Below are 23,003 nucleotides of genomic sequence, written 5' to 3'. Positions count from 1 at the left end.
CCGGGTGCGCACCCGCAGCATCGTGGTGACGGCCGCCACCGCCGCCCTCACCACCGGCATCGTCGGACTGCTCGCCGTACGGGGGGTGCCGGGCGCCGCCCTGCGCACCGAACCCCTGCGGGCGAACGGGTCCGGCGCCTCCTTCGAGGACGGGGACACCGCCGGTTTCAGCATGCTCGCCGTCTCCTGGGACGAGCCCGACCGGGCCCTCGACGCAGAGATCCGGGTCCGGACGAAGTCCGCGCGGACCGGGGCCTGGTCGCCCTGGACCGTGCTGGGCACCGAGCGGGGCGAGGGCGCGCGCGGGGTGTCCGAGCCGCTGTGGGCCGGGCCCTCCACCGGGGTCGAGGTCCAGGTCGCGGACCACGGCGCTGCGCTGCCCCCCGGACTGCGACTGGACCTGGTCGACCCCGGCGCCGACCCGGCGGCCACCGACCCGACCGCGGGGGACGCGGGGGACGCCGTACCGGCCGCGTACCCGGCGGGCGCCCCCGCCGCCGCCCGCCCCGACGTGGTGTCCCGTTCCGGTTGGGGCGCGCGGGAACAACCGGGCAACGACCCCGTGTACGGCCAGGAGGTCAAGGCGGTCTTCGTGCACCACACCGCGCAGACCAACGCCTACGACTGCACCGACTCGGCGGCCCTGATGCGCGGCCTGCAGACCCTGCACGTGCGCACGAACGGCTGGAAGGACCTCGGCTACAACTTCGTCGTCGACAAGTGCGGCACCGTCTTCGAGGGCCGTCGCGGCGGCGTCGACCGGCCGGTGACCGGCGCGCACACCCTCGGCTTCAACACCGACACCATGGGCGTCGCGGTCATCGGCGAGTACTCCACGCAGGAACCCTCCGACGCCGCGATGACGGCGGTGGCCCGGCTCGCCGCCTGGAAGCTGGGCCGGTACGGGTACGACCCGCAGGGCAGCGTCACGCTGACGTCCGGGCTCGACAACGGCAAGTTCCGGGGCGGCGTCCAGGCCCGCTTCGAGCGGATCTCCGGCCACCGCGACGCGTTCTCCACCGAGTGCCCGGGCACCGCCCTCTACCGCCGGCTCCCGGCGATCCGCTCCCGCGCCGCGGACCCGTCCGGGGACCCGCTGGGCGGTTCACTCGACGGGCTGATCGGTTCCCTCGCCGGTCACCACGGCTGACCGGCAGGCATCCCTAGGCGACCGGGCCTACGGCAGTTCCCACAGGAGCAGCTCCCCCGGGGAGCCCGCGACGACCTCCAGAGCGCTCTCCTTGGTGATCCGCACCGAGTCCCCGGGGCCCAGCTCCACGCCGGGCGCGCCGTCGTCCGCGCCGTCGAGCCGCAGGTCCCCGCGGACCACGTGCAGGTAGACCCGGGGCGCGGCCGGTACGGCGATCCGCTCGCCCGCGCCGGGCCTGCGCACCCGGAGCACCGCGCCGGCGGCGGGGACCGCGTAGGGCGCGTCGTCCGCGAGGTCGCGGACGATCTCGTACGCGGGCCCCTGCCCGTCCGGGTCGCCGGACCCGCCGTCGCCCGCGCCGTCCGGGTCGAAGGCGCTCGTCGGGGCCAGCCACATCTGGACGAAGCGGAGCGGCACCTGCGCGTCGTTGCGTTCGACGTGGCGGACGCCGTCGCCCGCGCTGAGCCGCTGCACGTCCCCGGCTCGCACCACGGTGGCGTGCCCGGTGCTGTCCCGGTGGGTGAGCTCGCCCTCGGCGACCCAGGTGACGATCTCGGTGTGCCGGTGGGAGTGCTCCTCGAAGCCCGCGCCGGGGGCGAGGTACTCCTCGTTGCAGGCCCGGACCGGGCCGAAGCCGAGGTTGTCCGGATCGTAGGAACGGCCGAAGGAAAAGGCGTGCCGGGTGCTGATCCCGGCCTGCTCGTCCCCGCCCGGGTACCGGTCCGCGCCGCGTCGTACTTCCATCATGGGGGCCACCGTAGCGGCCCGGCCGCTCCTGGCCCCGGGGCCGGGCCGCCGACCCGGCACTCCGCGGCGGGGTCCGGATAGGGCAGTCTTGTCCCGTGCCCCAACCCGAACGTGAGCAGCCCCCCGCGCATCCCACGCATCCCGCCCACCAGGTGCATCCCGCCCATCCCCATGCGGCGACCCTGCGGCGGCTGGAGAAGTCCTCCGGGCGCCTCGCCGCGAACGCGATCGCCCGCATGGACGAGACGCTGTCGTGGTACCGGGCGATGCCCCCGGAGAACCGCTCGTGGATCGGCCTGGTCGCGCAGGCGGGCATCGCCGCCTTCACCGAGTGGTTCCGGCACCCGGAGACGCCGCAGGCGATCTCCACCGACGTCTTCGGGACCGCCCCGCGCGAGCTGACCAGGGCGATCACCCTGCGCCAGACCGTCGAGATGGTCCGTACGACGATCGAGGTCATGGAGTCCGCCATCGAGGAGGTGGCCGCCCCGGGCGACGAGTCGATCCTGCGCGAGGCGCTGCTGGTCTACGCCCGGGAGATCGCCTTCGCGACCGCCCAGGTGTACGCGCAGGCGGCCGAGGCGCGCGGCGCCTGGGACGCCCGGCTGGAGTCCCTCGTGGTCAACGCGGTGCTGTCCGGCGAGGCGGACGAGGGCGCGCTCTCGCGTGCCGCGGCGCTCGGCTGGAGCTCCCCCGACCACGTGTGCGTGGTGCTGGGAACCGCCCCGGAGGGGGACAGCGAGCTGACGGTGGAGGCGATCCGGCGGGCCGCGCGGCACCACAAGCTCCAGGTGTTGACCGGGGTCCTCGGCGACCGGCTGGTCGTGATCGCGGGCGGCAGCGACAATCCGATGCAGGTCGCGAAGTCCCTGATCGGGCCGTTCGCGGCGGGGGCGGTGGTGGCCGGTCCGGTGGTCTCGGACCTGCTCAACGCGACGAAGTCGGCGCAGGCCGCCGCGGCCGGACTGAAGGCGTGCACGGCGTGGCAGGACGCCCCGCGCCCGGTCCTCGCGGATGATCTTCTTCCGGAGCGCGCGATCGCCTCGGACCCTTCTGCGCGGGAGCAGTTGGTGGAGGAGATCTACAGACCGCTCGAAGAGGCCGGATCCGCCCTGCTGGAGACGCTGAGCGTCTACCTGGAGCAGGCGAGCAGCCTCGAAGGGGCGGCCCGGATGCTGTTCGTGCACCCGAATACGGTGCGGTACCGGCTCCGACGTGTGACCGACGTCACCGGCTGGTCGCCGTCGGATGTCCGCTCGGCGTTCACTCTGCGGATCGCCCTGATCCTGGGGCGTCTGGCCGACGGCGAACAGCCGTCCTAGACTTTTGTCGGACATCAACAATTACCCCGACGGTTCTTCGTCCCTGTCCCCACGGGCGGCGCAGGCCGAACTCAAGAGAGAGTGTGAGGGTGCTCGTACTCGTCGCTCCCGGCCAAGGCGCTCAGACGCCCGGCTTCCTGACTTCCTGGCTCGACCTCCCCGGTGCCGCTGACCGCGTCGCCGCATGGTCGGACGCCATCGAGCTCGACCTTGCCCACTACGGCACGAAGGCCGACGCGGACGAGATCCGCGACACCGCCGTGGCCCAGCCGCTGCTGGTGGCGGCGGGTCTGCTGTCCGCTTCCGCGCTGGGCTCCCCGACCGCCTTCGGCGCGGTCGCCGGTCACAGCGTCGGCGAGATCACCGCCGCCGCCTACGCCGGTGTGCTGAGCGAGGCGGAGGCGCTGTCCTTCGTCCGCACCCGCGGGCTGGGCATGGCGGAGGCCGCCGCGGTCACCGAGACCGGCATGGCCGCCGTGCTCGGCGGTGACCCGGACGTGGTCGTCGCCCACCTGACCGCGATGGGCCTCACCCCGGCCAACGTCAACGGCGCGGGCCAGATCGTGGCCGCCGGCACCGTGGAGCAGATCGAAGCCCTGGTGGCCGACAAGCCCGAAGGCACCATGAAGGTCGTCGCCCTCAAGGTCGCGGGCGCCTTCCACACGCACCACATGGCACCCGCGGTCGCCACGCTGGAGAAGGCCGCCCAGGCCCTCGTTCCGGCCGACCCGGTGCTGACGTACGTGTCCAACAAGGACGGGCAGATCGTCACCAAGGGCGCCGACGTCGTCGCCCGCCTCGTCGGCCAGGTCGCCAACCCGGTCCGCTGGGACCTGTGCATGGAGACGTTCGCCGCACAAGGCGTCACCGGGATCATCGAGCTGTGCCCGGGCGGCACCCTGACGGGGCTGGCCAAGCGCGCCCTCAAGGGCGTACCGACCGTGGCGCTGAAGACGCCCGACGATCTCGAGAAGGCCGCTGCGCTCATCGCCGAGCACGCGGTCTGAGAGAAGGAGCCCACACAGCATGTCGAAGATCAAGCCTGCAAAGGGTTCCCCGTACGCGCGCATCCTCGGTGTCGGCGGCTACCGCCCCACGCGGGTCGTCCCCAACGAGGTGATCCTGGAGACGATCGACTCGTCCGACGAGTGGATCCGCTCGCGCTCCGGCATCGCGACCCGGCACTGGGCCTCGCCGCAGGAGACCGTCGCCGCGATGTCGGTCGAGGCCTCCGGCAAGGCGCTGGCCGACGCCGGGGTCTCGCCGGAGCAGATCGGCGCCGTGATCGTCTCGACGGTCTCGCACTTCAAGCAGACCCCGGCCGTCGCGACCGAGATCGCGCACCGGATCGGCGCGGGCAAGCCCGCCGCGTTCGACATCTCCGCCGGCTGCGCCGGTTTCGGCTACGGACTGACCCTGGCCAAGGGCCTGGTCGTCGAGGGTTCGGCGGAGTACGTCCTGGTCATCGGTGTCGAGCGGCTGTCCGATCTGACCGACCTGGAGGACCGCGCGACGGCCTTCCTCTTCGGTGACGGAGCGGGCGCCGTGGTCATCGGCCCCTCGGACGAGCCGGCCATCGGCCCCACCGTGTGGGGTTCGGAGGGCGACAAGTCCGACACCATCAAGCAGACCGTGCCGTGGGACGAGTGGCTCGGCAAGGACGGCGGCGGCAAGTTCCCGGCCATCACGCAGGAGGGTCAGGCGGTCTTCCGCTGGGCCGTCTTCGAGATGGCCAAGGTGGCCCAGCAGGCGCTCGACGCGGCCGGGATCACCGCCGACGACCTGGACGTCTTCATCCCGCACCAGGCGAACATGCGGATCATCGACTCGATGGTGAAGACTCTGAAGCTGCCGGAACACGTCACGGTCGCCCGTGACGTCGAGACCACCGGCAACACCTCGGCCGCCTCGATCCCGCTCGCGATGGAGCGGCTCCTGGCGACCGGGGCGGCGAAGAGCGGCGACACCGCGCTCGTCATCGGCTTCGGGGCGGGCCTCGTCTACGCAGCCACGGTCGTTACCCTCCCCTAGGGCCCGGGATCCCTTCCCGACCTGTACCAGCAGAGTTAGCTATCTAAGAAGGAGCGCCACATGGCCGCCACGCAGGAAGAGATCGTCGAGGGTCTCGCGGAGATCGTCAACGAGATCGCCGGTATCCCCGTCGAGGACGTCGAGATCGGCAAGTCCTTCACCGACGACCTGGACGTCGACTCGCTGTCCATGGTCGAGGTCGTCGTCGCCGCCGAAGAGCGCTTCGACGTCAAGATCCCGGACGAGGACGTCAAGAACCTCAAGACGGTCGGCGACGCCGCGGACTACATCCTCAAGCACCAGGCTGCCTGAGCCTGACGAGCGTTTGTCGCCACCCGGCGGTGGCGCCGTGACAATTCAGCACCCTCTTACACGTGGAGAAAGAATTCCTGTGAGCCCGACCAATCGCACCGTGGTCGTCACCGGTATCGGCGCAACCACTCCGCTGGGTGGCGACAGCGCTTCGACCTGGGAAGGTCTGCTTTCCGGTCGTTCCGGGGTCAAGCCCCTCGAAGGCGAGCGCTTCGCCGAACTCCCGGTCCGCATCGCGGCTCTGGCCGCCGTGGACCCGGGCGAGGTACTGCCCCGCCCGCTCGCCCGCAAGCTCGACCGCTCGGCGCAGTTCGCGCTGATCGCGGGCCGCGAGGCCTGGGCCGACGCGGGCTACACCGGCCCGGCCGGTGAGGACCCCTCGGTCGATCCCGTGCGCCTCGGCACCGTGATCGCCTCCGGCATCGGCGGCGTCACCACCCTGCTCGACCAGTACGACGTGCTGAAGGAGAAGGGCGTGCGGCGGGTCTCCCCGCACACGGTCCCCATGCTCATGCCGAACGGCCCGGCGGCCAACGTCGGCCTCGAGGTCAACGCCCAGGCCGGTGTGCACACCCCGGTCAGCGCGTGCGCCTCCGGTGCCGAGGCCATCGGCTACGCCGTCGAGATGATCCGCACCGGCCGCGCCGACGTGGTCATCGCGGGCGGCACCGAGGCGGCGATCCACCCGCTGCCGATCGCCGCGTTCGCCAACATGATGGCGATGTCCAAGAACAACGAGAACCCCACCACGGCCTCCCGCCCCTACGACAAGGCCCGCGACGGCTTCGTCCTCGGCGAGGGCGCCGGCGTGGTGGTCCTGGAGTCCGCCGAGCACGCCGCCGCGCGCGGCGCCCGGGTCTACTGCGAGGTGCTGGGCCAGGGTCTGTCCGCGGACAGCCACCACATCGCGCAGCCCGAGCCCACCGGTCGCGGTGTCGCGGCCGCGCTGCGCAACCTGCTGGACAACACCGGTCTGGACCCGGCCGAGCTGGTCCACCTGAACGCGCACGCCACGTCCACCCCTCAGGGTGACACGGCCGAGTTGAAGGCCCTGCGCAAGGTCCTGGGCGACGACCTCGACCACATCGCGATCTCGGCGACCAAGTCGATGACGGGTCACCTGCTGGGCGGCGCGGGCGGTGTCGAGACCGTCGCGACGGTGCTGGCGCTGTACCACCGCATCGCCCCGCCGACGATCAACGTCGACGACCTGGACGACGACATCACGGCGGACATCGTCCGCGACGAGCCGCGCAAGCTGCCCGTGGAGGGTCCGATCTCCGCGATCAACAACTCGTTCGGCTTCGGCGGGCACAACGTGTCGCTCGCCTTCCGTACCGTCTGATCCCGCACGTAGTACGCGAGAAGGCCCGCTCCGGATTCCCGGAGCGGGCCTTCTCGCGTGTTGCCGCGGAAGAGGCTCAGACCACCTGGTGGAGCCAGCGCACCGGAGCGCCCTCGCCCGCGTAGCGGAAAGGTTCCAGTTCGTCGTCCCAGGCCTTCCCGAGGAGGGCGGCGACCTCCGCCTCCAGGTCGCTCTCGCCGAGGACCGACCGGGCGAGGGCGGCGCGCAGCCGGTCCTCCGGGATGAGGATGTCCCCGTGCATGCCGGTGACGGCGTGGAAGATGCCGAGTTCGGGGGTGGAGCTGTAGCGCTCCCCCTCGGCGGTGGAACAGGGTTCGGCGGTCACCTCGAAGCGCAGCAGGTGCCAGCCGCGCAGCGCGGAGGCGAGCTTCGAGGCGGTGCCCGGTTCGGCCTGCCAGGAGAACTCGGATCTCCATGTGCCCGGGGAGGCGGGCTGCCTGATCCAGTCGAGGTTCACCCGCACTCCGAGTACGCCCGCGACCGCCCATTCCACGTGCGGGCAGAGCGCGCGCGGTGCGGAATGCACGTACAGAACTCCACGTGTCGTCACCGGGACCTCCAGTGTGGGACGAGGTCGGGAATAAACTCCTGAAAACGGACAGATTGTGACGTGATGTAATTTACCGGAAATGATCTGACATTGCGGCAAGGGACGTGCGGCCGAAACGCCACGGGAAAAAGCTACCGTGCGCCGGGGGTCGTGGTGTGACGTACGGTCGCTCCGAGCCCCGTAATCACACAGCTTTCACTCAGCAGGACGCCCCCGGGGTACGCCGGACGACGAGGGAGGGACCTCACCCATGCGCACCACCACCTCCGCGCGCCGCCGCAGTCGGAAGTCCGTTCTGCGCGCGGGCGCGGCGGCGGCCGTGCTGACCCTGGGCGCCGCGGGCTGCCAGGATCCCGGGGGCGCCGCGGGCGGTGAGCGCGGGGCGCAGGCCGCGCCGCGCTGGAACACCGCTCCCGCGTCGATCGCCGCCGTCGGGGACTCCATCACCCGCGGGTTCGACGCCTGTTCGGTACTGGCGGACTGCCCCGAGGTCTCGTGGGCCACCGGCAACGATCCCGAGGTGCACTCGCTGGCGACCCGACTGCTCGGCGAGGCCCTGACCCCCGAGCGCAGTTGGAACTACGCGGTCACCGGGGCCCGGATGGCGGACCTGGGCGGGCAGCTGACGGCCGCGGCCGCGCAGCGTCCCGACCTGGTCACGGTGATGGTGGGGGCGAACGACGCCTGCCGGCCCACGGCTTCGTCGATGACCTCGGTCACCGATTTCCGGGAGGGCTTCGAGAAGGCCCTGGCGGGGCTGCGCGCGGCCGCGCCCACGACCCAGGTGTACGTGTCGAGCGTGCCGGACCTGCAGCGGCTGTGGGAACAGGGCAAGGGCAGCGCGATGGGCCGGCAGATCTGGAAGCTGGGGATCTGTCAGTCGATGCTGGCGGACGCCGAGTCGGTGACGCCCGCGGCGACGGCGCGGCGCGAGAAGGTGCGGGCGCGCGTGGTGGAGTACAACGAGGTGCTGCGGCAGGTCTGCGCGAAGGACGAGCTGTGTCGCTACGACGGCGGGGCCGTCTTCCAGTACCCGTTCACGACCGAGCAGTTGAGCCACTGGGACTGGTTCCACCCGGGCAAGGACGGCCAGGCCCGGCTGGCGGAGCTGGCGCACCGCCAGGTGACCTCCGCCAAGCCGCCCATCTGATCCTCCGACCGGTCGATGGTCGGACAAGTGGACCGGGGGCGGGGGTCAGGGCCCGCCCCCGGTCCGGTTCATGGGTGATTTCCGGCCAGCCGGCCGTCGGTGGAGATCAGGCGCCGACCTCGAGGGTCGCGGTCAGCCGCGCGTCGGCGTGGGAACGGCTCGCGCGCACCTCGTACGTCCCGCCCACGCGCCGCCAGGCCCCGGCCTCCTCGTCCCAGATCTCGAAGGCCCGCGCGGGCAGCGCGATCTCGACCTCGACGCTCTCGCCGGCGTCCGCCTCCAGGCTCGCGAAGCCCGCCAGCCAGCTCTCCGGGCGTTCCACCGGGTCGCCCACGGGCGCCAGGTAGACCTGGACGACCTCGCGGCCGCGGCGGGCACCGGTGTTGCGGATCCGGACCCGGGCCGCGTCGGCGGTCACCTCCAGGGACTCGTAGGCCCAGTCGGTGTAGCCGAGGCCGTGCCCGAAGCAGAAGGCGGGGCTCGCGCCGGCCTTCTCGTAGGCCCGGTAGCCGATGTGGAGCCCTTCGCGGTACTCCAGCCGCCCCTCCCGCGGGACCACTTCGGTGACCGGCGCGTCCGTGAACGCGGCGGGCCAGGTGGTGGGCAGGCGCCCGCCGGGCTCGCGCTCGCCGAGGAGCACGTCGGCCAGCGCGGCCCCGCCCTCCTGCCCGGGGAACCAGGTCAGCAGGATCGCCGCCACCTCGTCCCGCCAGGGCAGTTCGACCGGGGAGCCCGTGTTGATGACGACCACGGTGTTCGGGTTGGCGGCGGCGACGGCGCGCACGAGGTCGTTCTGGCGTCCGGGCAGCTCCAGGTCCGTGCGGTCGAAGCCCTCGGACTCGACGCGCTCGGTGGTGGCGACGACCACGACGGCGGTGTCCGCCTCCCGCGCCGCGGCCACGGCCTCGGCGATCAGTTCGTCCGCGTCGCGCCGCGGTCCGAGGTGGAGCAGCGAGAACATGATCGCGCGCAGCGGCAGCGCGCTCATGTCCGGGACCTGGTAGGTCAGCGAGACCTCGACCGGTTCGCCCGCCGCGAGGACGGCGCGGGCCCGCACCCGGGGCGCGCCGAAGAACGCCTCGAAGGGGTCGGACTCGCCGCCCGGGCGCTGGACGCCCGCCCAGACGCTCTCGCCGTCGACCGCGAGGTCGAAGGCGCCGAGGCCCCGGGTGCCGAAGGCGTGCTCGCCGCTCTCGCGGGGGACGAAGGTGCCGGTGACCTCGATGGAGGCCATCGTCTCGTACGTCACCCCGGCGGGCAGGTCGTCGCCGATCCACTGGACCTGGCCGGACGGCAGGCTGCCCTCGCCGATGACGGTCCCGGAGTCGTCCCGGCAGACCGCGCGCAGCTCGAAGCCGGCGTCGGCGGGGGTGGGCTCCTCGCTGGGGTCGGCGCCGACGCTGAAGGTCAGCGCGCCCTGCGGGAGGGCCGCGGTCAGGCCGACGAGCGGGGAGACGATCCGCTCGGGGAAGACGGTGGCGCTGCCGCCGCCGAGGACCCGGGCGTCGCGGGCGGCGGCTCCGGACAGGGCGATCCGGGCGCGCTGCCCGGTCGCCAGCGGCAACGCGGCGTTCTCGTTGCGTACGAGGACGAAGCCGCGGGCGGCCAGTTCGCGGGCGAGGGCGTGGCCGTCGACGGCGGTCGGGGCCGTGGTGACGACGGCCGGGGCGCCTTCGAGCAGGCCGACCCGGGCGGCGAGGCGCAGGACGTTGCGCACCGCGTCGTCGACGGCGGACTCGGGGACCTCCCCGGCCCGGACGGCCGCGGCGAGCGGGGGGCCGTAGACGGTCTGCGGTCCGGGCATGGCGACGTCGAGACCGCCGAGGATGTCGCCGGTGGTGGAGCGGGCGGCCATCCAGTCGGAGACGTTGGCGCCGTCGAAGCCCCACTCGCCGCGCAGCACCTCGTTGACGAGGTAGCGGTGCTCGGACATGAAGCTGCCGTTGACCTTGTTGTAGGCCGTCATGATGCCCCACGGGTGGGCGTTGGTGACGATGGCCTCGAAGGGCGCCAGGTACAGCTCGCGCAGCGGGCGCGGGGCGATGACGTTGTCGACGGTGAAGCGGTCCGTCTCGGCGTCGTTGCCGACGAAGTGCTTGACGGTGGTGCCGACCCCGCCGTCCTGGACGCCCTGGACGTAGCCGGTGCCGATGGCGCCGGTCAGGTACGGGTCCTCGGAGTAGCACTCGAAGTGGCGCCCGCCCAGCGGGGAGCGGTGCAGGTTGACGGTGGGCGCGAGCAGGACGTGCACGCCCTTGCGGCGGGCCTCCTGGGCGAGCAGTCGGCCGGCCCGGCGGGCCAGCGCCGGGTCCCAGGCGGCGGCGAGCGCGGTCGGCGAGGGCAGCGCGACGGACGGGTCGTCCGCGGTCCAGCGGACGCCGCGGACGCCGATCGGCCCGTCGGAGAAGACCAGGGAGCCCAGCCCGATCTCGGGGAGGGCGGGCAGCGTCCACATGTCCTGGCCGGCGAGCAGCCGGGCCTTGGTGTCGAGATCGAGCTTGCCGAGTGCGGCTTCCACCGCGTCCTCGCGGGTCCGGTCGGCTCGGGATTCCTGGGGGGTGCTGAGGGCTTCGCCTGCCACGGCCTGCCTCCTCGTCGGGTGCTGCTGGGTGCGGGTGACCCCATCGTGGACCTGTTCCCTGTAGAACGGTAGGGTTCGTGATGTGTTCGTTATTTCACGGACATGGCGTACGGTCCTGCTGGCGCGATCGACACGGAGGAAGGCGGGACGGATGGCCAGGGCCAGGAGCGAGGAGCGGCGCGGGGACATCCTGCGCGCCGCGGTCGAGGTCATCGCGGAACGCGGCTACCGGGGCGCGTCCCTGGCCTCCGTGGCCGAGCGGGTGGGGCTCACCCAGCAGGGCCTGCTGCACTACTTCCCCACCAAGGAGTCCCTCCTGGTCGCGGTCCTGGAGGAGCGCGACCGCTGGGACACCGGCGGCGGCTCGCGGACCTCGGGCGAGCACTGGCGCCTGGACCTGCTGGCCTCGCTGGTGGAGTACAACGCGATGCGCCCCGGGATCGTGCAGACCTTCTCGGCGCTGCTGGGCGAGAGCGTGACGGACGAGCACCCGGCGCGGGAGTTCTTCACCGAGCGCTACGCGCAGGTGCGCGGGGAAATGGGCGCGGCGCTGCGCGCGGAGTTCGGCGACCGGTTGCCGTCGGGACTCACCCCCGAGGAGGCGGCGCCCCTGCTCACCGCGGTCATGGACGGCCTCCAGTACCAGTGGCTGCTGGCCCCGGAATCGGTGGACATGCCGGCGGCCTTCCGGTCCTTCCTGACCCTGCTGCGGGGGGCCTAAGCCGTCGGGGCGCTGGATACGAGGTGCGTGCGGCCCCAGGCGCCCAGCGGGGCCAGCGCCTCGTTCAGCTCGATGCCCAGCGGGGTCAGGGAGTACTCGACGCGGGGCGGGACCTCGTCGTACGCCTCGCGGTGCACGATGCCGTCGGCCTCCAGCTCGCGCAGCTGCGCGGCGAGCACCTTCTCGGTGACGTTGGGGATCAGCCTGCGCAGCGCGCCGAAGCGCCGCGGCGCCTCGCCCAGGGCCCACAGGATGAGCACCTTCCACTTGCCGCCGATGACGTCCATCGCCGCGTCGATCCCGCAGTGGCTCGATCCCGGCCTGCTCGTCGCCGCCATCCCGCGTCCTCCCCCTCGCCCGCGCACGCACCCGCGGGTGGGCACCCACCTCGGGGTAAGCACCCACTTCGAAGTACGTACTTGATCATCCTTCGGCCCGCCCCAAGGCTAAGGGCCATGACCACGACACACACCACACCGTCCGCACCTACCCATGTCACCCTGCTCGGCACCGGGGCCATGGGCTCCGCCCTGGCCCGCGCCTGGCTCGCCGCCGGGCACCCCCTGACCGTCTGGAACCGCACGCCCGCCCGCACCGCGGCGCTCGCCGCCGAGGGCGCCGCGGTCGCCGCCAGTGCCGCCGACGCGGTGGCCGCGGGCACGCTGGTGGTCCTGTGCCTGCTGGACGACGCCTCGGTGGAGGAGGCCCTGGACGGGGTCGACCTGGCGGGCAAGGACCTGGTGGACCTGACCACCGGCACCCCGGCGGCCGCGCGGGCCCTGGCCGCCCTGGCCGCGGCCCGCGGGGCCCGCTTCCTGGACGGCGGGATCATGGCGGTGCCGCCGATGATCGGCGTCCCCGGGGCCGGGGGCTACGTCTTCTACAGCGGCGCGCGGGAGCTGTACGAGGAGCACCGCGCGGCCCTGGAGGTCCCGGCCGGGGCCCGGTTCGTCGGCACGGACCCCGGGCACGCGGCCCTGCACGACGTGGCCCTGCTGAGCGCGATGTACGGGCTGTTCGCCGGGGTCTCGCACGCCTACGCGCTGATCCGGAGCGAGGGGATCGCACCCTCGTCCCTGGCCCCGCTGCTGTCGGAGTGGCTGGGCGCGATGGGGCACTTCGTACCGGGGGCGGCCGAGCGGCTGGAGTCGGGCGACTTCACCTCGGGGGTGGTCTCCCACCTCGCCATGCAGGTGGCGGGCTCCCCGACGCTGCTGCGCACGGCCGAGGAACAGGGGGTCAGCGCGGAGCTGATCGCCCCCTATCTGGAGCTGATGGCGCGCCGGCTGGCCGCGGACCCCGCGCACGGGGCCGAGGACACGGCCGGCGCGATCGAGCTGCTCAGCCGTTGAAGCCGCCGTCGACCCCGCCGGTCGGGCGGCCGTATCCCGCGGGCTGGGTTCCGTATGCCGTGGCCGGCGGACCGTAGTCCTCGGGCGGCGGGCCGAAGCCCTCCGCGCGGGCGCCCTCGCCCGCGCCGGCGCCGCCGCCGGAGTCGGGCTCCGGGTCCGCGGTGAGGTCCCGGACCATCAGGGTGGCGCCCGCGACCGCGCCGGGCATCAGGAACACCGCCACCAGCGGCACGATGAAGGCCAGCACCAGCGGTACGCCGAAGCCGAGGGCCAGCATCCGTCGCGACCGCAGCAGGGCGAGCTGCCCGGGGAGCTCCACCCGGCGGCGCATGAGGGCGATGCTGGTCAGCTCCTGGGTGAGGAAGTAGCCGGAGACGCAGAAGCCGAGGGCGGGGACGACGGTCTGCCCGATCACCGGGATGAAGCCGAGGGCGAAGAGCAGGACCCCGTAGAGGAGCACCCGCCCGAGCAGCCGCACGCTGTCGCGGGCCGAGATCCACAGCTCCCGCCACAGGGAGAGACCGGATTCGGGCACCTCGCCGCCCTCGCCGCGGTCGACCTCCTCGGAGAGGGACTCGTAGAACGGCTGGCCGATCAGCAGGGTCACCGCGGTGAAGGTGATCACCGCGAGGAAGAGGCCGAGCCCGAAGACCAGGGCGGTCAGGAAGCCGCGGAAGACCGCGAGCCAGGGCGAGGACCAGTCGTCGGCGAAGGGGGTCACCCAAGCGACGAAGTCGTCGGCGCCGAAGCCGAGCCCGATCATCGCGCCCGCGTACAGGACCAGGGACACCAGTCCCGGCAGCAGGCCGAAGCCGAGCCAACGCCCGTGTCCCAGCACCCAGCGCTGCCCGGCCAGTAGATAGCGGAATCCCCCCGCAAGATCACTCATCGGGCCAGCTTACGGCGCGGGCCGCACCCCCTCGGCGGGGGTGCGGCCCGTGCTGCGTACTGGGTGCGGAGATCAGACCGCCAGCTCGACGGTGATGTTGCCGCGGGTCGCCTTGGAGTACGGGCAGACCTGGTGGGCCTTCTCGATGAGGTCCTTGGCGGTGGCGGCGTCCACGTTCGGGATGGAGGCCGAGATCTTGACGATGATGCCGAAGCCCTCGTCGTTCTTGCCGATGCCGACCTCGGCGGTGACGGTGGAGCCGGAGATGTCGGCCTTCTCGTTGCGGGCGACGACGCCGAGCGCACCCTGGAAGCAGGCGCTGTAACCGGCGGCGAAGAGCGCCTCCGGGTTGGTGCCGGCGCCGCTGCCGCCCATCTCCTTCGGCGGGTTCACGACGACGTCGAGCTGACCGTCGCTGGTGGCGACGCGGCCGTCACGGCCGTTCTCGGCGGTGGCGACAGCGGTGTAGACGACGTCGGACTGCTGGATCGACATGTAAGGAAATCCTCCTGGTAAGTCGCCGCGACTCGCGCCCACGATCGCGACGGTCTGGGGTGAGCCTAACCGGTGAAAGAAACGATCATCTTTCCGGTGTTGTCACCGCGCAGCAGACCCAGGAACGCCTCGGCCGCGTTCTCCACGCCCTCGACGACCGTCTCGTCGTAGGTCAGCTCACCGGAACGCAGCCATCCGGCCACGTCCTGGACGAACTGCTGCTGGAGGCCGGCGTGGTCGCCGACGAGGATGCCCTGGAGCCGCAGCCGCTTGCCGATGACCAACGCGAGGTTGCGCGGGCCGGGGGTCGGCTCGGTGGCGTTGTACTGCGCGATCGCGCCGCACAGGGTGGCCCGGCCGTGCACGTTGAGGGAGCTGATGGCCGCTTCCAGGTGGTCGCCGCCGACGTTGTCGAAGTAGACGTCGATGCCCTCGGGGGCGGCCTCCTTCAGCTGCTCGGCGACGGGGCCGTTCTTGTAGTTGAAGGCGGCGTCGAAGCCGTACTTCTCCGTGAGGGTGGTCACCTTCTCGTCCGAACCGGCCGAGCCGATCACCCGGGACGCGCCCTTGATCTTCGCGAACTGGCCGACGAGGCTGCCGACCGCGCCCGCCGCGCCGGAGACGAAGACGGAGTCCCCCTCCTTGAAGGAGGCGACCTCGAAGAGGCCCGCGTAGGCGGTCATGCCCGGCATGCCGAGCACGCCCAGGTAGGCGGAGAGCGGGGCGAGCGAGGCGTCCACCTTGACGGCGTGCTTCGCGTCGAACTCCGCGTACTCGCGCCAGCCCAGTCCGTGCAGGACGTGGTCCCCGACCTCGAAGCCCTCGGCGGCGGAGGCGACGACCTCGCCGACCGCGCCGCCGTCCATCGGGGCGTCGAGCTGGAACGGCGGGATGTACGACTTCACGTCGTTCATCCGGCCGCGCATGTACGGGTCCACCGACATGTGGAGGTTGCGGACGAGGATGCGGCCGGCCCCGGGGGTCGCCGAGAGCGGCACCTCGCGCAGCGCGAAGTCGGTGGCGACGGGCCAGCCCTGCGGACGGGCGACCAGATGCCACTCGCGGCTGACGGCAGGAATCTCAGACATGAAGCGCTCCCGGAGAGAAATTACTTAACGACCTGAAACAACCATGCTCCTGGATATTTCATGTTGTCAAGTAAATGGGTACGCTGGTTCCATGCCCAGTCGTCGCACGGACCCCCTGACCGTCGAGGTCGTCGAACTCATCGGCACCGTCGTGGCCCGCTACCACGAGGAGTACGAGCACGCGGCCGCCAGCCACCAGCTGACCGGCGCCCAGGCGCGCGTCCTGGGGCTGCTCTCCCTGGAGCCGCTGCCCATGCGCAGGATCGCCCAGAAGCTCAAGTGCGAGCCGTCCAACGTGACCGGCATCATCGACCGGCTGGAGGGCCGGGGCCTGGTCGAGCGCCGCCCCGACCCGGCCGACCGGCGGGTGAAGCTGGCCGCCGCCACCGACGAGGGACTACAGACCGCCGACCGGCTGCGCGAGTCGCTCGACTTCGCGCGGGAGCCGCTGGCCGGGCTCTCCGCGGCCGAGCGGGCGGTCCTGCGGGACCTGCTCAAGCTGATGCTGGGCTGACCTCCCGGCCGGCCCCGCGCATCGGCTCAGCACCACCACCAGGGCCAGCACTCGTCCGGGTCGGTCTGCGACGGGCTCGGCGAGGGCTTCGGCTTCTTGGAGGGCTTCGTGGAGGCCGAGGGGCTCTGCGGGGACCGCGTCGACGTGCTCGGGCCCACCGGCCCGTCCGGCCCGGAGGTGCTGGCCGACGGCCGGGCCGAGGCCGAGGCGCTCGCCGAGGCCGAGGCGCTCGCGGAGCGGGAGGCGCTGGCCGACGGGCTGGCCGAGGCCGAGGCGCTGGGCTTCGCCGAGGCGCTCCCTGAGGGCTGGGACGCGCCCGTGTCCGAAGGGTCCCGGGTCGAGAGCGGCTGCTGCGCGCCCGCGCCGTCCTTGAGCATGACGTCGGACGAGCCCTGCCGCCCGTCGGTCGTGAGCCGGGCCAGCGCGAAGGTGACCCCGACGGCGAGCACCAGGCCCAGCCCCATGGTCAGGGCGGTCCGGCGGCGACGCCGGTGCACCCGACGGCGGGCTCCGGCGCGGCGGCTCGCCTGCGCGTCCTCTCCCGCGGCGCCGGCCGGGGCGCCGCCGTAGGGAAGGGCGCCGTAGGAAACGGCGCCGGGCGCGGCGGCACCGGGCACGGCGGCGAACTGCGCGGTGGGGCCGTCGGGGTGGGCGGGCTGGCCGGCGTACCCGGGCGGTGCGGCGGGCGCGGGCGTGTCGGTCAGGTACTCGATCGGAGTTCCGCAGCCGGCGCACGCCAGTGCGCCGTTGAGGTGTCTCCGGCAGGCGTGGCAATAGTCCATGGGGCCCGCAGGCTACGTGGTCGTCTGCAACATCCGTATCGCGGGGGTGTAAGGATCCTGTGTGCAATTCTGGGGCACATGGCCGCCGCCCCCGCCTCCCGTCCCACGCCCCGCTTCGGCCCGGAGGACTTCCAGTTGGTGCTGTTGCGCCGGATGTCCGACTTCCAGCCCGAGCTCGCCGACCGGGCCCGGATCCGGCTCGGAGCCTCCCTCGCCGAGCAGCGGGAGGCGAACAAGCGGTGGCAGGCGATGGTCCGCTCGCCCCGGGCGCGCGGGGCGCTGAGCCGCTACCGCTCGGTGCTGGGTCCGGCCGAATCGGTGGCCCGGCGCAGCATCGGGGACCTGGAGTGCGAGGCGCTGCTGTGGCCCGTACCGCTCTGGCCCGACCTGCGCTTCGAGGTGCTGGCCGCGCCGGACGGGGCGGTGTGGAACGAGTGGCTCGTACGGGCGCCGGGCGCGCCCGGGCCCGTACTGGCGACCCTGGACGACCTGCTGCCGTGGTCGGCGACGGTGGACGAGGTGGCGCGGGCCTTCGCGCCCGCCCGCCCGATGGAGGGCACCGCGCCGACCCGGTGGCGACTGGCCTTCACCGGGCCCGACGCCACCGGGGCGGCGCGCCCCTGCGTGGCGGAGTTCACCTACGGCCTGCTCCAGCGGGTCGCGCACGCGTAGCCGGCGGACCGGGGCCTCGCGCGACCGTCACCTCACGTGCCCAGGAAGGCGCGGACCCCGGCCGAGACCCCGTCGTCGCCGAGGAAGTCGTTGTGCTTGAGGCAGCCCGCGTGGGTGTTCAGGGCGCCGGCGAGGGCCACACTGCTGTCGGGGTTGATGACCTCGTCGCAGGAGGACCAGAAGGTCGCGTACGAGACCGCGCCGGGCGTCTCGTCGCCCTCCGCGAGCTTCTTCTGCACGTAGGAGCCGGGGCTCATGTCACGACAGGCCTGGTCCCAGATGACGCAGCCCCAGCTGATGTAGGTGCCGTGGTTGGGTCCGGCGAGCGAGATCCAGTGGTCGACGACGGGGGCCCCGCCGCCGAACTTCACGTACCAGCGGGTGACGAGCGAGCCGAAGGAGTGCGCGACCACGTCGACCCGGGCGGCGCCGGTCTGGCGGCGGACCTCCTCGACGTAGGTGGCGAAGCGGCCCGAGAGCACCTCGTTGACGGACTGGTGGGTGTCGTAGCCCCAGGAGAAGAGCTCCGCGTCCGCGTACCCGGCGGCGCGCAGGTCCTCGCGCAGCGCGCCCCACACCCCGGGGTCCGCGTTGTAACCGTGGACGAAGATCACCGGCACGTGGCGCACCGCCGGGGCGGCGGCCCGGAGCTCGGCCCGGTGCGCCGCCTGGGCCGGGAGCGGCGCCACGAGCGCGAGGCAGCAGGTCAGGCAGAGCGTCAGAAGGGTCAGGAACTTCTGGCGGGCCGTCAGCATCGGGTCCCCCTTACCTTGTTACGCACGGGTAGCACGGAATGTGGGGGCATCGTGTCGCCTGTCGGTACAGAAAACCACCCCCGTGCAGCACCCTCGCGGGCCCCGGAGAGCCCCTGACCGCACCACGACCGGAGCATCACAACGGGCAATATGTCCGAATTACCCCAGAAGATACTGATTGCGGCCGGTATTCATCGGCCCTCGCATCAGCGCTCTCGGGAGGACCTGCCGTGACCGTCAGTCTTGAGCAGCTGCGCCGCTGCCACGTCGCCGTCGACCTCGGGGCCGCCAGGACCCGCGTCTACGTGAAGGGCGCCGGCCTGGTCGTCGACGAGCCGAGTGTCGCCGCCGTGAACACGCGGACCGGCGCCCTCATCGCCGTAGGAACCTTCGCCGAACGGATGACCGGGCGCACACCGGACTACATCCGGGTGGTCCGCCCCGTCTCCGGCGGAACCGTCGTCGACATCGAGATGGCCCAGCGGATGCTGCGTCACCTCCTCGGCGAGAAGCTGCGGCGCGCCCTGCGCCGCAAGCCCCGGCTGCGCGCCGCCGCCTGCACCCCGCACGACGCGGACCCGCTGGCCCAGCGGGCGACCGTGGAGACCCTGGTCGGGCTCGGCGCCCGGCGGGTCGAGCTGGTGGACACCCTGATCGCGGCGGCCGTCGGCTGCGGCCTGCCCGTGGAGCAGCCGACCGCGACGATGATCATGGTGTGCGGGGCCGCGGCCACTCAGGTCGCGGTGCTCTCGCTCGGCTCGATCGTCACCGCCGAGCGCGTTCCGGTGGGCGGCGACGCCATCGACCACGCCGTCGTCCAGCACCTGCGCCACGCGCACGAGCTGATGCTGCCGAGCCAGGCGGTCCGGCCGCTCCAACTGGCCCTGCACGGCAACGGCATCACCCAGGACGGCCCCGCCTCCACCCTGATCCACGGCCGCGACGTCGCGACCGGACTGGCACGTTCCGTGCAGGTGGACACGGCCGCGGTGCGCGATGCCATCCACACCCCGCTGACCGCCGTCATGGACGGAATCGGCAAGGTGCTGCGGGACTGCCCGCCCGACCTGGTCGCCGACCTGACGGACCGGGGGATCATGATGGTGGGTGGCAGCGCCCTGCTGCCCGGCCTGGACCAGATGCTGCGCGACGCCACCGGGATGCCCGTGCACATCGCGGAACGGCCGGACGTGTGCGCCGTACTCGGTCTCGGCGCGATGCTCGAAGGGAAGATCACCCCCATGGTTCTGAACCCCTTGGCCGAATGAACCGGACGAGCCGGGCGGACCAGCCGGAGCGGCCCGACCGGTCGGACCGGTCGGGCGATCCGGAAGCGGGACTCCCGGTCCTGCTGGAGGCGGTGCTCAGCGTCGGTTCCGACCTGGAGCTGCACGCCACCCTCCAGCACATCGTCGACTCGGCGGCCGAGCTGTGCGCGGCGCGCTACGGAGCGCTCGGGGTCGTCGACCCCGAGCACGTCCGGCTCACCGAGCTGTTCACGGCGGGGATGACCGAGGCCGAGCGGAACGCGATCCCCCGGCTGCCGGACGGCCGCTCGGGCCTGCTCGGCACGCTCATCAGCGATCCGCGCCCGCTGCTGATCACCGAGCTCGGCAAGGATCCGCGCGCGGCCGGCTTCCCGCCCGGCCACCCGCCGATGCACACCTTCCTCGGCGTGCCCATCCGGGTGCACACCGAGGTCTTCGGCAACCTCTACCTCACCGAGAAGCGCGGCGGCGGAGCCTTCACCGAGGACGACCTCGCGCTCGTCCGGGTCCTGGCCGCGCAGGCGGGCATAGCGATCGGCAACGCCCGGCTGTACGAGACCGCGCGCCGCCGGGAGCGCTGGATCGAGGGCGCGGCCGCCGTGACCACCACCCTGCTCGCGGGGCGCCCGGCCGCCGACGCGCTCATGTGCGTGGCCGAGCGGGCCCGGATCCTCGCGGACGCGGCGGCCGGTGTGGTGCTCCAGCCCACCGCGGTGGGCGGCATGGAGATCGTGGCCGCCTCCACCGAGGGCGATCCCGGGGACCTGGTCGGCACGGCGATCGCGCCCGGCTCGGCCGTCCTGGAACAACTGCTCGGCGGCGAGCCCGTCTTCATAGACGATTCGGCGACCGACCCCCGGATGACCACGCACGTCCGGGTGCGGTTCGGACCGAGCATGATGCTCCCGCTGCAGAGCGGCGGGCAGCTGATCGGCACGCTGGCGCTCCCCCGGCACCGGGGCGGGAAGCCGTACGACGCCGTGGACCGGCTGCTGGCCTCGCAGTTCGCCTCCCAGGCCGCGCTGGCGCTCGTCCTCGCGGACGCGCAGTACGACCGCGAGCAGCTGGCCGTCTACGAGGACCGCGACCGGATCGCCCGGGACCTGCACGACCTGGTGGTCCAGCGGCTGTTCGCGACGGAGATGATGCTGGAGAGCACGCGCCGCCGGTCCTCCACCGCGCCGTCCGGGGACACGGTCGGCGAGGAGCTGGGCCGGGCGGTGGACGAGCTGGACTCCACCATCCAGGAGGTGCGCACCGCCATCTTCGCCCTCCAGCAGCCGCCCACCGACGCGCCGACCACCTTTCGCGGACGGGTGCTGCGGGAGACCGGGGGCGCGGCGGTCCTCTTCGGCTTCCAACCGTCGGTGCACTTCACCGGGGCGGTGGACGCGCTGCTCTCCGATCCGGTGGCGGCCTCCCTGCTGGCGGCCCTGCGCGGAGCGCTGGCCGCGGCGCACCGGCGCAGCGAGGTCACCTCGATCGAGGTCACCGTGACGGCGGAGGCGGAGACCACCGCCGGCCCCGGCCGGGTCACCCTCACCGTCTCGGACGACGGCATCACGGACCCGGGCGCCCGCGGCACGGAAGTGACCTGGCGATCGGCGCTGTAGCGCGGCGGGGGCGCCACCCCCACTCCCAGCGCCGCACCACATCCAGCCTCACCGGAGCTCCCTGGGCCGGGCCACATCCAGCCTCACCGAGGCTCCCTGGGCCGGGCCACTCTCAGCCTCACCGAGGCTCCCTGAGCCGGGCCACCCTCAGCCTCACCAAGGCTCCCTGAGCCGGGCCACCCTCAGCCTCACCGAGGCTCCCTGGGCCGGGCCACCCTCAGCCTCACCGAGGCTCCCTGGGCCGGGCCACCCTCAGCCTCACCGGGGCTCCCTGGGCCGGGCCACTCTCAGCCTCGCCGGCGTTTGAGGCGCGGGTCCGGGCGGAGCCCGGGGCGGCCCGCCAGGGCCGTTGTCCCCTGCGGGGCTCCTGGGGCTCCGCCCCAGACCCCGCGCCTCAAACGCCGGCGAGGCTGGGTTCGGCGAGGCTGAGGGGGGGGCGAGGCAGCCGTGCGGAACAGGGCCTAGGGCTGGGGCCGGCTGGCGGCGCGCAGGGCGATGCGGGTGCTGGACTGGGCCACCCCGGCCTCCCGCTTGAGCCGGCGCAGCAGGGTGTCCAGCGCCGCCGGGTCGGCGGCCCTGGCACGGACGAGGTAGTCGTGCTCGCCCGTCACGTGCACCACCTCGGTGATCCCGGGCAGGCGGGTCACCCGCTGCTCGAACTCCTCGTTGGTGGTGTCGGGCCGCAGCGTGACGTCGATGAAGACGACGAGGCCGCCGCGGGTGTCGGCGGCCGGGTCCACGACGGTGGTGAAGGCGAGGATCACCCCGTCGCGGCGCATCCGGCGCACCCGGTCGGCGGTGGCGTTGGCGCTGAGCCCGACGCGGACGCCGAGGTCGCGGTAGGAGATCCGCGCATCCTGCTGGAGGATGCCGAGGATCTCCCTGTCGAGGCGGTCCATACCGCGATTGTCGCAGCCACGGCCGATATCCACCGCCGTCCCGCGCCCCGGCCGCCCGATGCTCGGCCCATGGACCTGATGAACCCCGCCCTCGCCGGCGCGGCCGCCGGACTGGGCGTCGCGATGCCGATGGGCGCCATGAGCGTGCTCCTGCTCCAGGAGGCGATGCGCTCGCGCCGCGCGGCGGTCGCCGGGGCCGCGGGAATCGCCGTGGTCGACTTCGCCTACGCCGCCCTGGCCACGGCGCTCGGCCCGTGGGTCGCGGCGTCCCTGGCCCCGGTCGAGGCCTGGGTGCGCCTGCTGTCCGCCGCGATCCTCCTGACGATCGCCGCCCACGGCCTGTGGCGCCACCACCGCTCCCCCGCACCCCCCGATCCCGCCGGAACCGGAGCCCCCGCTGCCGCCCCCGGAGCCACGGCCACCGCGACGATCACCGCCACCGCCACCGCGCGCCGGGCCTTCACCCGGTACGTCGGCCTCACCGCCGTGAACCCCACCACCGCCCTCTACTTCGCCGCCCTCACCACCGCCCAGGGCGCCCGCATCGGCACCGGTCCCGCCGGAGCCGCCTTCGTCGGGGGCGTGCTCCTCGCCTCCCTCCTGTGGCAGCAACTGCTCGCCGCCGTGGGCTCCTTCGCCGGGAGCAGGATCTCCGACGCCGCCCGCGCCTGGACCTTCCGGCTCGGCTACGGCCTGATCGCCCTCTACGCGGTCAAGATCGCCCTGCCCCTCCCCTGACCCCGCCC

At 73.1% G+C, this 23,003-nt stretch carries 24 protein-coding genes; 14 read left to right on the top strand and 10 right to left on the bottom strand.

The genetic code is table 11. The features are described from left to right. Positions 1–4 precede the first annotated feature (4 nt). Positions 5–1,150, top strand: a complete 1,146-nt coding sequence (locus ACZ4UB_RS09500) for a peptidoglycan recognition protein family protein (RefSeq protein ID WP_468069361.1) — start codon at positions 5–7, stop codon at positions 1,148–1,150. A gap of 27 nt (positions 1,151–1,177) precedes the next feature. Here ACZ4UB_RS09500 and ACZ4UB_RS09495 read toward each other — a convergent pair whose 3' ends face one another. Then, on the bottom strand, positions 1,178–1,897 hold the full coding sequence (locus tag ACZ4UB_RS09495; protein ID WP_468069359.1) for a pirin family protein: 720 nt from the start codon (positions 1,895–1,897) through the stop codon (positions 1,178–1,180). A gap of 95 nt (positions 1,898–1,992) precedes the next feature. Here ACZ4UB_RS09495 and ACZ4UB_RS09490 point away from each other — a divergent pair, with 95 nt between their 5' ends. The 5 genes from ACZ4UB_RS09490 (at position 1,993) to ACZ4UB_RS09470 (ending at position 6,907) form a co-directional block, all read left to right on the top strand. After that, positions 1,993–3,219 (top strand): PucR family transcriptional regulator, encoded by a 1,227-nt coding sequence (locus ACZ4UB_RS09490; protein WP_467958306.1) that lies wholly within the window; start codon positions 1,993–1,995, stop codon positions 3,217–3,219. A gap of 89 nt (positions 3,220–3,308) precedes the next feature. Beyond that, positions 3,309–4,226 (top strand): ACP S-malonyltransferase, encoded by a 918-nt coding sequence (locus ACZ4UB_RS09485; RefSeq protein ID WP_468069358.1) that lies wholly within the window; start codon positions 3,309–3,311, stop codon positions 4,224–4,226. Positions 4,227–4,245: 19 nt separating this feature from the next. Beyond that, positions 4,246–5,250 (top strand): ketoacyl-ACP synthase III, encoded by a 1,005-nt coding sequence (locus ACZ4UB_RS09480; protein ID WP_354381874.1) that lies wholly within the window; start codon positions 4,246–4,248, stop codon positions 5,248–5,250. Positions 5,251–5,310: 60 nt separating this feature from the next. Continuing rightward, the gene (locus ACZ4UB_RS09475; RefSeq protein WP_354381875.1) at positions 5,311–5,562 is read left to right on the top strand and encodes an acyl carrier protein; all 252 of its coding nucleotides are present in this window, start codon (positions 5,311–5,313) and stop codon (positions 5,560–5,562) included. 79 nt (positions 5,563–5,641) lie between these two features. Continuing rightward, positions 5,642–6,907, top strand: a complete 1,266-nt coding sequence (locus tag ACZ4UB_RS09470; protein ID WP_468069356.1) for a beta-ketoacyl-[acyl-carrier-protein] synthase family protein — start codon at positions 5,642–5,644, stop codon at positions 6,905–6,907. A 76-nt stretch (positions 6,908–6,983) separates the two neighbouring features. Here ACZ4UB_RS09470 and ACZ4UB_RS09465 read toward each other — a convergent pair whose 3' ends face one another. Continuing rightward, entirely contained in the window at positions 6,984–7,478 is a 495-nt protein-coding gene (locus ACZ4UB_RS09465) for a DUF3145 domain-containing protein (RefSeq protein ID WP_354381877.1), read from the bottom strand. 250 nt (positions 7,479–7,728) lie between these two features. Here ACZ4UB_RS09465 and ACZ4UB_RS09460 point away from each other — a divergent pair, with 250 nt between their 5' ends. Next, complete coding sequence (locus ACZ4UB_RS09460) at positions 7,729–8,628, top strand: SGNH/GDSL hydrolase family protein (protein ID WP_468069355.1); 900 nt, start codon at positions 7,729–7,731, stop codon at positions 8,626–8,628. A 106-nt stretch (positions 8,629–8,734) separates the two neighbouring features. Here the strand turns inward: ACZ4UB_RS09460 and ACZ4UB_RS09455 are convergent, their stop codons facing one another. Beyond that, positions 8,735–11,209, bottom strand: coding sequence for a beta-glucosidase (locus tag ACZ4UB_RS09455; protein WP_468069354.1), 2,475 nt, complete (start codon positions 11,207–11,209; stop codon positions 8,735–8,737). 151 nt (positions 11,210–11,360) lie between these two features. Between ACZ4UB_RS09455 and ACZ4UB_RS09450 the strand changes: the two genes are divergently transcribed. After that, a complete protein-coding gene (locus ACZ4UB_RS09450) occupies positions 11,361–11,930 on the top strand; it encodes a TetR/AcrR family transcriptional regulator (protein WP_468069353.1) in 570 nt (189 codons plus the stop codon). Here ACZ4UB_RS09450 and ACZ4UB_RS09445 read toward each other — a convergent pair. Further along, entirely contained in the window at positions 11,927–12,268 is a 342-nt protein-coding gene (locus ACZ4UB_RS09445) for a winged helix-turn-helix transcriptional regulator (RefSeq protein WP_468069352.1), read from the bottom strand. The genes ACZ4UB_RS09450 and ACZ4UB_RS09445 overlap by 4 nt on opposite strands. Positions 12,269–12,385: 117 nt before the next feature. On the opposite strand from ACZ4UB_RS09445, the gene ACZ4UB_RS09440 reads away from it, so the two are divergent. Further along, positions 12,386–13,282 (top strand): NAD(P)-dependent oxidoreductase, encoded by an 897-nt coding sequence (locus tag ACZ4UB_RS09440; RefSeq protein ID WP_468069350.1) that lies wholly within the window; start codon positions 12,386–12,388, stop codon positions 13,280–13,282. Here ACZ4UB_RS09440 and ACZ4UB_RS09435 read toward each other — a convergent pair. The 3 genes from ACZ4UB_RS09435 to ACZ4UB_RS09425 all read right to left on the bottom strand — a co-directional run bounded on the left by ACZ4UB_RS09435 (position 13,272) and on the right by ACZ4UB_RS09425 (position 15,754). Further along, positions 13,272–14,171: an EI24 domain-containing protein gene (locus ACZ4UB_RS09435; RefSeq protein ID WP_468069349.1), complete on the bottom strand. Its 900-nt coding sequence runs from the start codon at positions 14,169–14,171 to the stop codon at positions 13,272–13,274. The two genes, ACZ4UB_RS09440 and ACZ4UB_RS09435, sit on opposite strands and share 11 nt — an antisense overlap. Positions 14,172–14,243: 72 nt before the next feature. Further along, complete coding sequence (locus ACZ4UB_RS09430) at positions 14,244–14,666, bottom strand: organic hydroperoxide resistance protein (RefSeq protein ID WP_351044105.1); 423 nt, start codon at positions 14,664–14,666, stop codon at positions 14,244–14,246. A 65-nt stretch (positions 14,667–14,731) separates the two neighbouring features. After that, on the bottom strand, positions 14,732–15,754 hold the full coding sequence (locus ACZ4UB_RS09425) for an NADP-dependent oxidoreductase (RefSeq protein WP_354381884.1): 1,023 nt from the start codon (positions 15,752–15,754) through the stop codon (positions 14,732–14,734). Positions 15,755–15,845: 91 nt separating this feature from the next. Between ACZ4UB_RS09425 and ACZ4UB_RS09420 the strand changes: the two genes are divergently transcribed. Beyond that, on the top strand, positions 15,846–16,268 hold the full coding sequence (locus tag ACZ4UB_RS09420; RefSeq protein ID WP_468069347.1) for a MarR family winged helix-turn-helix transcriptional regulator: 423 nt from the start codon (positions 15,846–15,848) through the stop codon (positions 16,266–16,268). Between the two features lie 26 nt (positions 16,269–16,294). On the opposite strand, the gene ACZ4UB_RS09415 is transcribed toward ACZ4UB_RS09420, so the two are convergent. Continuing rightward, positions 16,295–17,050: an SCO2400 family protein gene (locus ACZ4UB_RS09415; protein ID WP_468069346.1), complete on the bottom strand. Its 756-nt coding sequence runs from the start codon at positions 17,048–17,050 to the stop codon at positions 16,295–16,297. A gap of 78 nt (positions 17,051–17,128) precedes the next feature. Here ACZ4UB_RS09415 and ACZ4UB_RS09410 point away from each other — a divergent pair, with 78 nt between their 5' ends. Next, positions 17,129–17,722, top strand: coding sequence for a hypothetical protein (locus ACZ4UB_RS09410; protein ID WP_468069345.1), 594 nt, complete (start codon positions 17,129–17,131; stop codon positions 17,720–17,722). A gap of 32 nt (positions 17,723–17,754) precedes the next feature. Here the strand turns inward: ACZ4UB_RS09410 and ACZ4UB_RS09405 are convergent, their stop codons facing one another. Continuing rightward, a complete protein-coding gene (locus ACZ4UB_RS09405) occupies positions 17,755–18,477 on the bottom strand; it encodes an esterase/lipase family protein (protein WP_468069344.1) in 723 nt (240 codons plus the stop codon). 230 nt (positions 18,478–18,707) lie between these two features. Between ACZ4UB_RS09405 and ACZ4UB_RS09400 the strand changes: the two genes are divergently transcribed. Together ACZ4UB_RS09400 and ACZ4UB_RS09395 are read left to right on the top strand one after the other, a co-directional pair. Further along, entirely contained in the window at positions 18,708–19,745 is a 1,038-nt protein-coding gene (locus tag ACZ4UB_RS09400) for a rod shape-determining protein (protein WP_354381889.1), read from the top strand. After that, the gene (locus ACZ4UB_RS09395; protein WP_468069343.1) at positions 19,742–21,358 is read left to right on the top strand and encodes a GAF domain-containing protein; all 1,617 of its coding nucleotides are present in this window, start codon (positions 19,742–19,744) and stop codon (positions 21,356–21,358) included. Before ACZ4UB_RS09400 ends, ACZ4UB_RS09395 begins: the two co-directional genes overlap by 4 nt. Before the next feature lie 461 nt (positions 21,359–21,819). Here the strand turns inward: ACZ4UB_RS09395 and ACZ4UB_RS09390 are convergent, their stop codons facing one another. After that, positions 21,820–22,257, bottom strand: a complete 438-nt coding sequence (locus ACZ4UB_RS09390) for an Lrp/AsnC family transcriptional regulator (protein ID WP_354380131.1) — start codon at positions 22,255–22,257, stop codon at positions 21,820–21,822. 69 nt (positions 22,258–22,326) lie between these two features. Here ACZ4UB_RS09390 and ACZ4UB_RS09385 point away from each other — a divergent pair, with 69 nt between their 5' ends. Continuing rightward, on the top strand, positions 22,327–22,995 hold the full coding sequence (locus ACZ4UB_RS09385; RefSeq protein ID WP_468069342.1) for a LysE family transporter: 669 nt from the start codon (positions 22,327–22,329) through the stop codon (positions 22,993–22,995). The last annotated feature ends 8 nt before the right edge of the window (positions 22,996–23,003 follow it).

Source organism: Streptomyces sp. NPDC028419, from assembly GCF_055565515.1.
Note: the sequence above shows the minus strand (reverse complement) of the source record. Positions and strands in the feature narration are given on the sequence as shown.

Excerpts from the sequence above, each read along its gene's own strand:
- ACZ4UB_RS09495 (WP_468069359.1), bottom strand. The coding sequence starts at position 1,897 with ATGATGGAAGTACGACGCGGCGCGGACCGGTACCCGGGCGGGGACGAG.
- ACZ4UB_RS09460 (WP_468069355.1), top strand. The coding sequence starts at position 7,729 with ATGCGCACCACCACCTCCGCGCGCCGCCGCAGTCGGAAGTCCGTTCTG.
- ACZ4UB_RS09410 (WP_468069345.1), top strand. The coding sequence starts at position 17,129 with ATGGCCGCCGCCCCCGCCTCCCGTCCCACGCCCCGCTTCGGCCCGGAG.
- ACZ4UB_RS09430 (WP_351044105.1), bottom strand. The coding sequence starts at position 14,666 with ATGTCGATCCAGCAGTCCGACGTCGTCTACACCGCTGTCGCCACCGCC.
- ACZ4UB_RS09440 (WP_468069350.1), top strand. The coding sequence starts at position 12,386 with ATGACCACGACACACACCACACCGTCCGCACCTACCCATGTCACCCTG.
- ACZ4UB_RS09435 (WP_468069349.1), bottom strand. The coding sequence starts at position 14,171 with ATGAGTGATCTTGCGGGGGGATTCCGCTATCTACTGGCCGGGCAGCGC.
- ACZ4UB_RS09420 (WP_468069347.1), top strand. The coding sequence starts at position 15,846 with ATGCCCAGTCGTCGCACGGACCCCCTGACCGTCGAGGTCGTCGAACTC.
- ACZ4UB_RS09475 (WP_354381875.1), top strand. The coding sequence starts at position 5,311 with ATGGCCGCCACGCAGGAAGAGATCGTCGAGGGTCTCGCGGAGATCGTC.
- ACZ4UB_RS09415 (WP_468069346.1), bottom strand. The coding sequence starts at position 17,050 with ATGGACTATTGCCACGCCTGCCGGAGACACCTCAACGGCGCACTGGCG.
- ACZ4UB_RS09445 (WP_468069352.1), bottom strand. The coding sequence starts at position 12,268 with ATGGCGGCGACGAGCAGGCCGGGATCGAGCCACTGCGGGATCGACGCG.
- ACZ4UB_RS09450 (WP_468069353.1), top strand. The coding sequence starts at position 11,361 with ATGGCCAGGGCCAGGAGCGAGGAGCGGCGCGGGGACATCCTGCGCGCC.
- ACZ4UB_RS09385 (WP_468069342.1), top strand. The coding sequence starts at position 22,327 with ATGGACCTGATGAACCCCGCCCTCGCCGGCGCGGCCGCCGGACTGGGC.
- ACZ4UB_RS09390 (WP_354380131.1), bottom strand. The coding sequence starts at position 22,257 with ATGGACCGCCTCGACAGGGAGATCCTCGGCATCCTCCAGCAGGATGCG.
- ACZ4UB_RS09425 (WP_354381884.1), bottom strand. The coding sequence starts at position 15,754 with ATGTCTGAGATTCCTGCCGTCAGCCGCGAGTGGCATCTGGTCGCCCGT.
- ACZ4UB_RS09395 (WP_468069343.1), top strand. The coding sequence starts at position 19,742 with ATGAACCGGACGAGCCGGGCGGACCAGCCGGAGCGGCCCGACCGGTCG.
- ACZ4UB_RS09480 (WP_354381874.1), top strand. The coding sequence starts at position 4,246 with ATGTCGAAGATCAAGCCTGCAAAGGGTTCCCCGTACGCGCGCATCCTC.
- ACZ4UB_RS09405 (WP_468069344.1), bottom strand. The coding sequence starts at position 18,477 with ATGCTGACGGCCCGCCAGAAGTTCCTGACCCTTCTGACGCTCTGCCTG.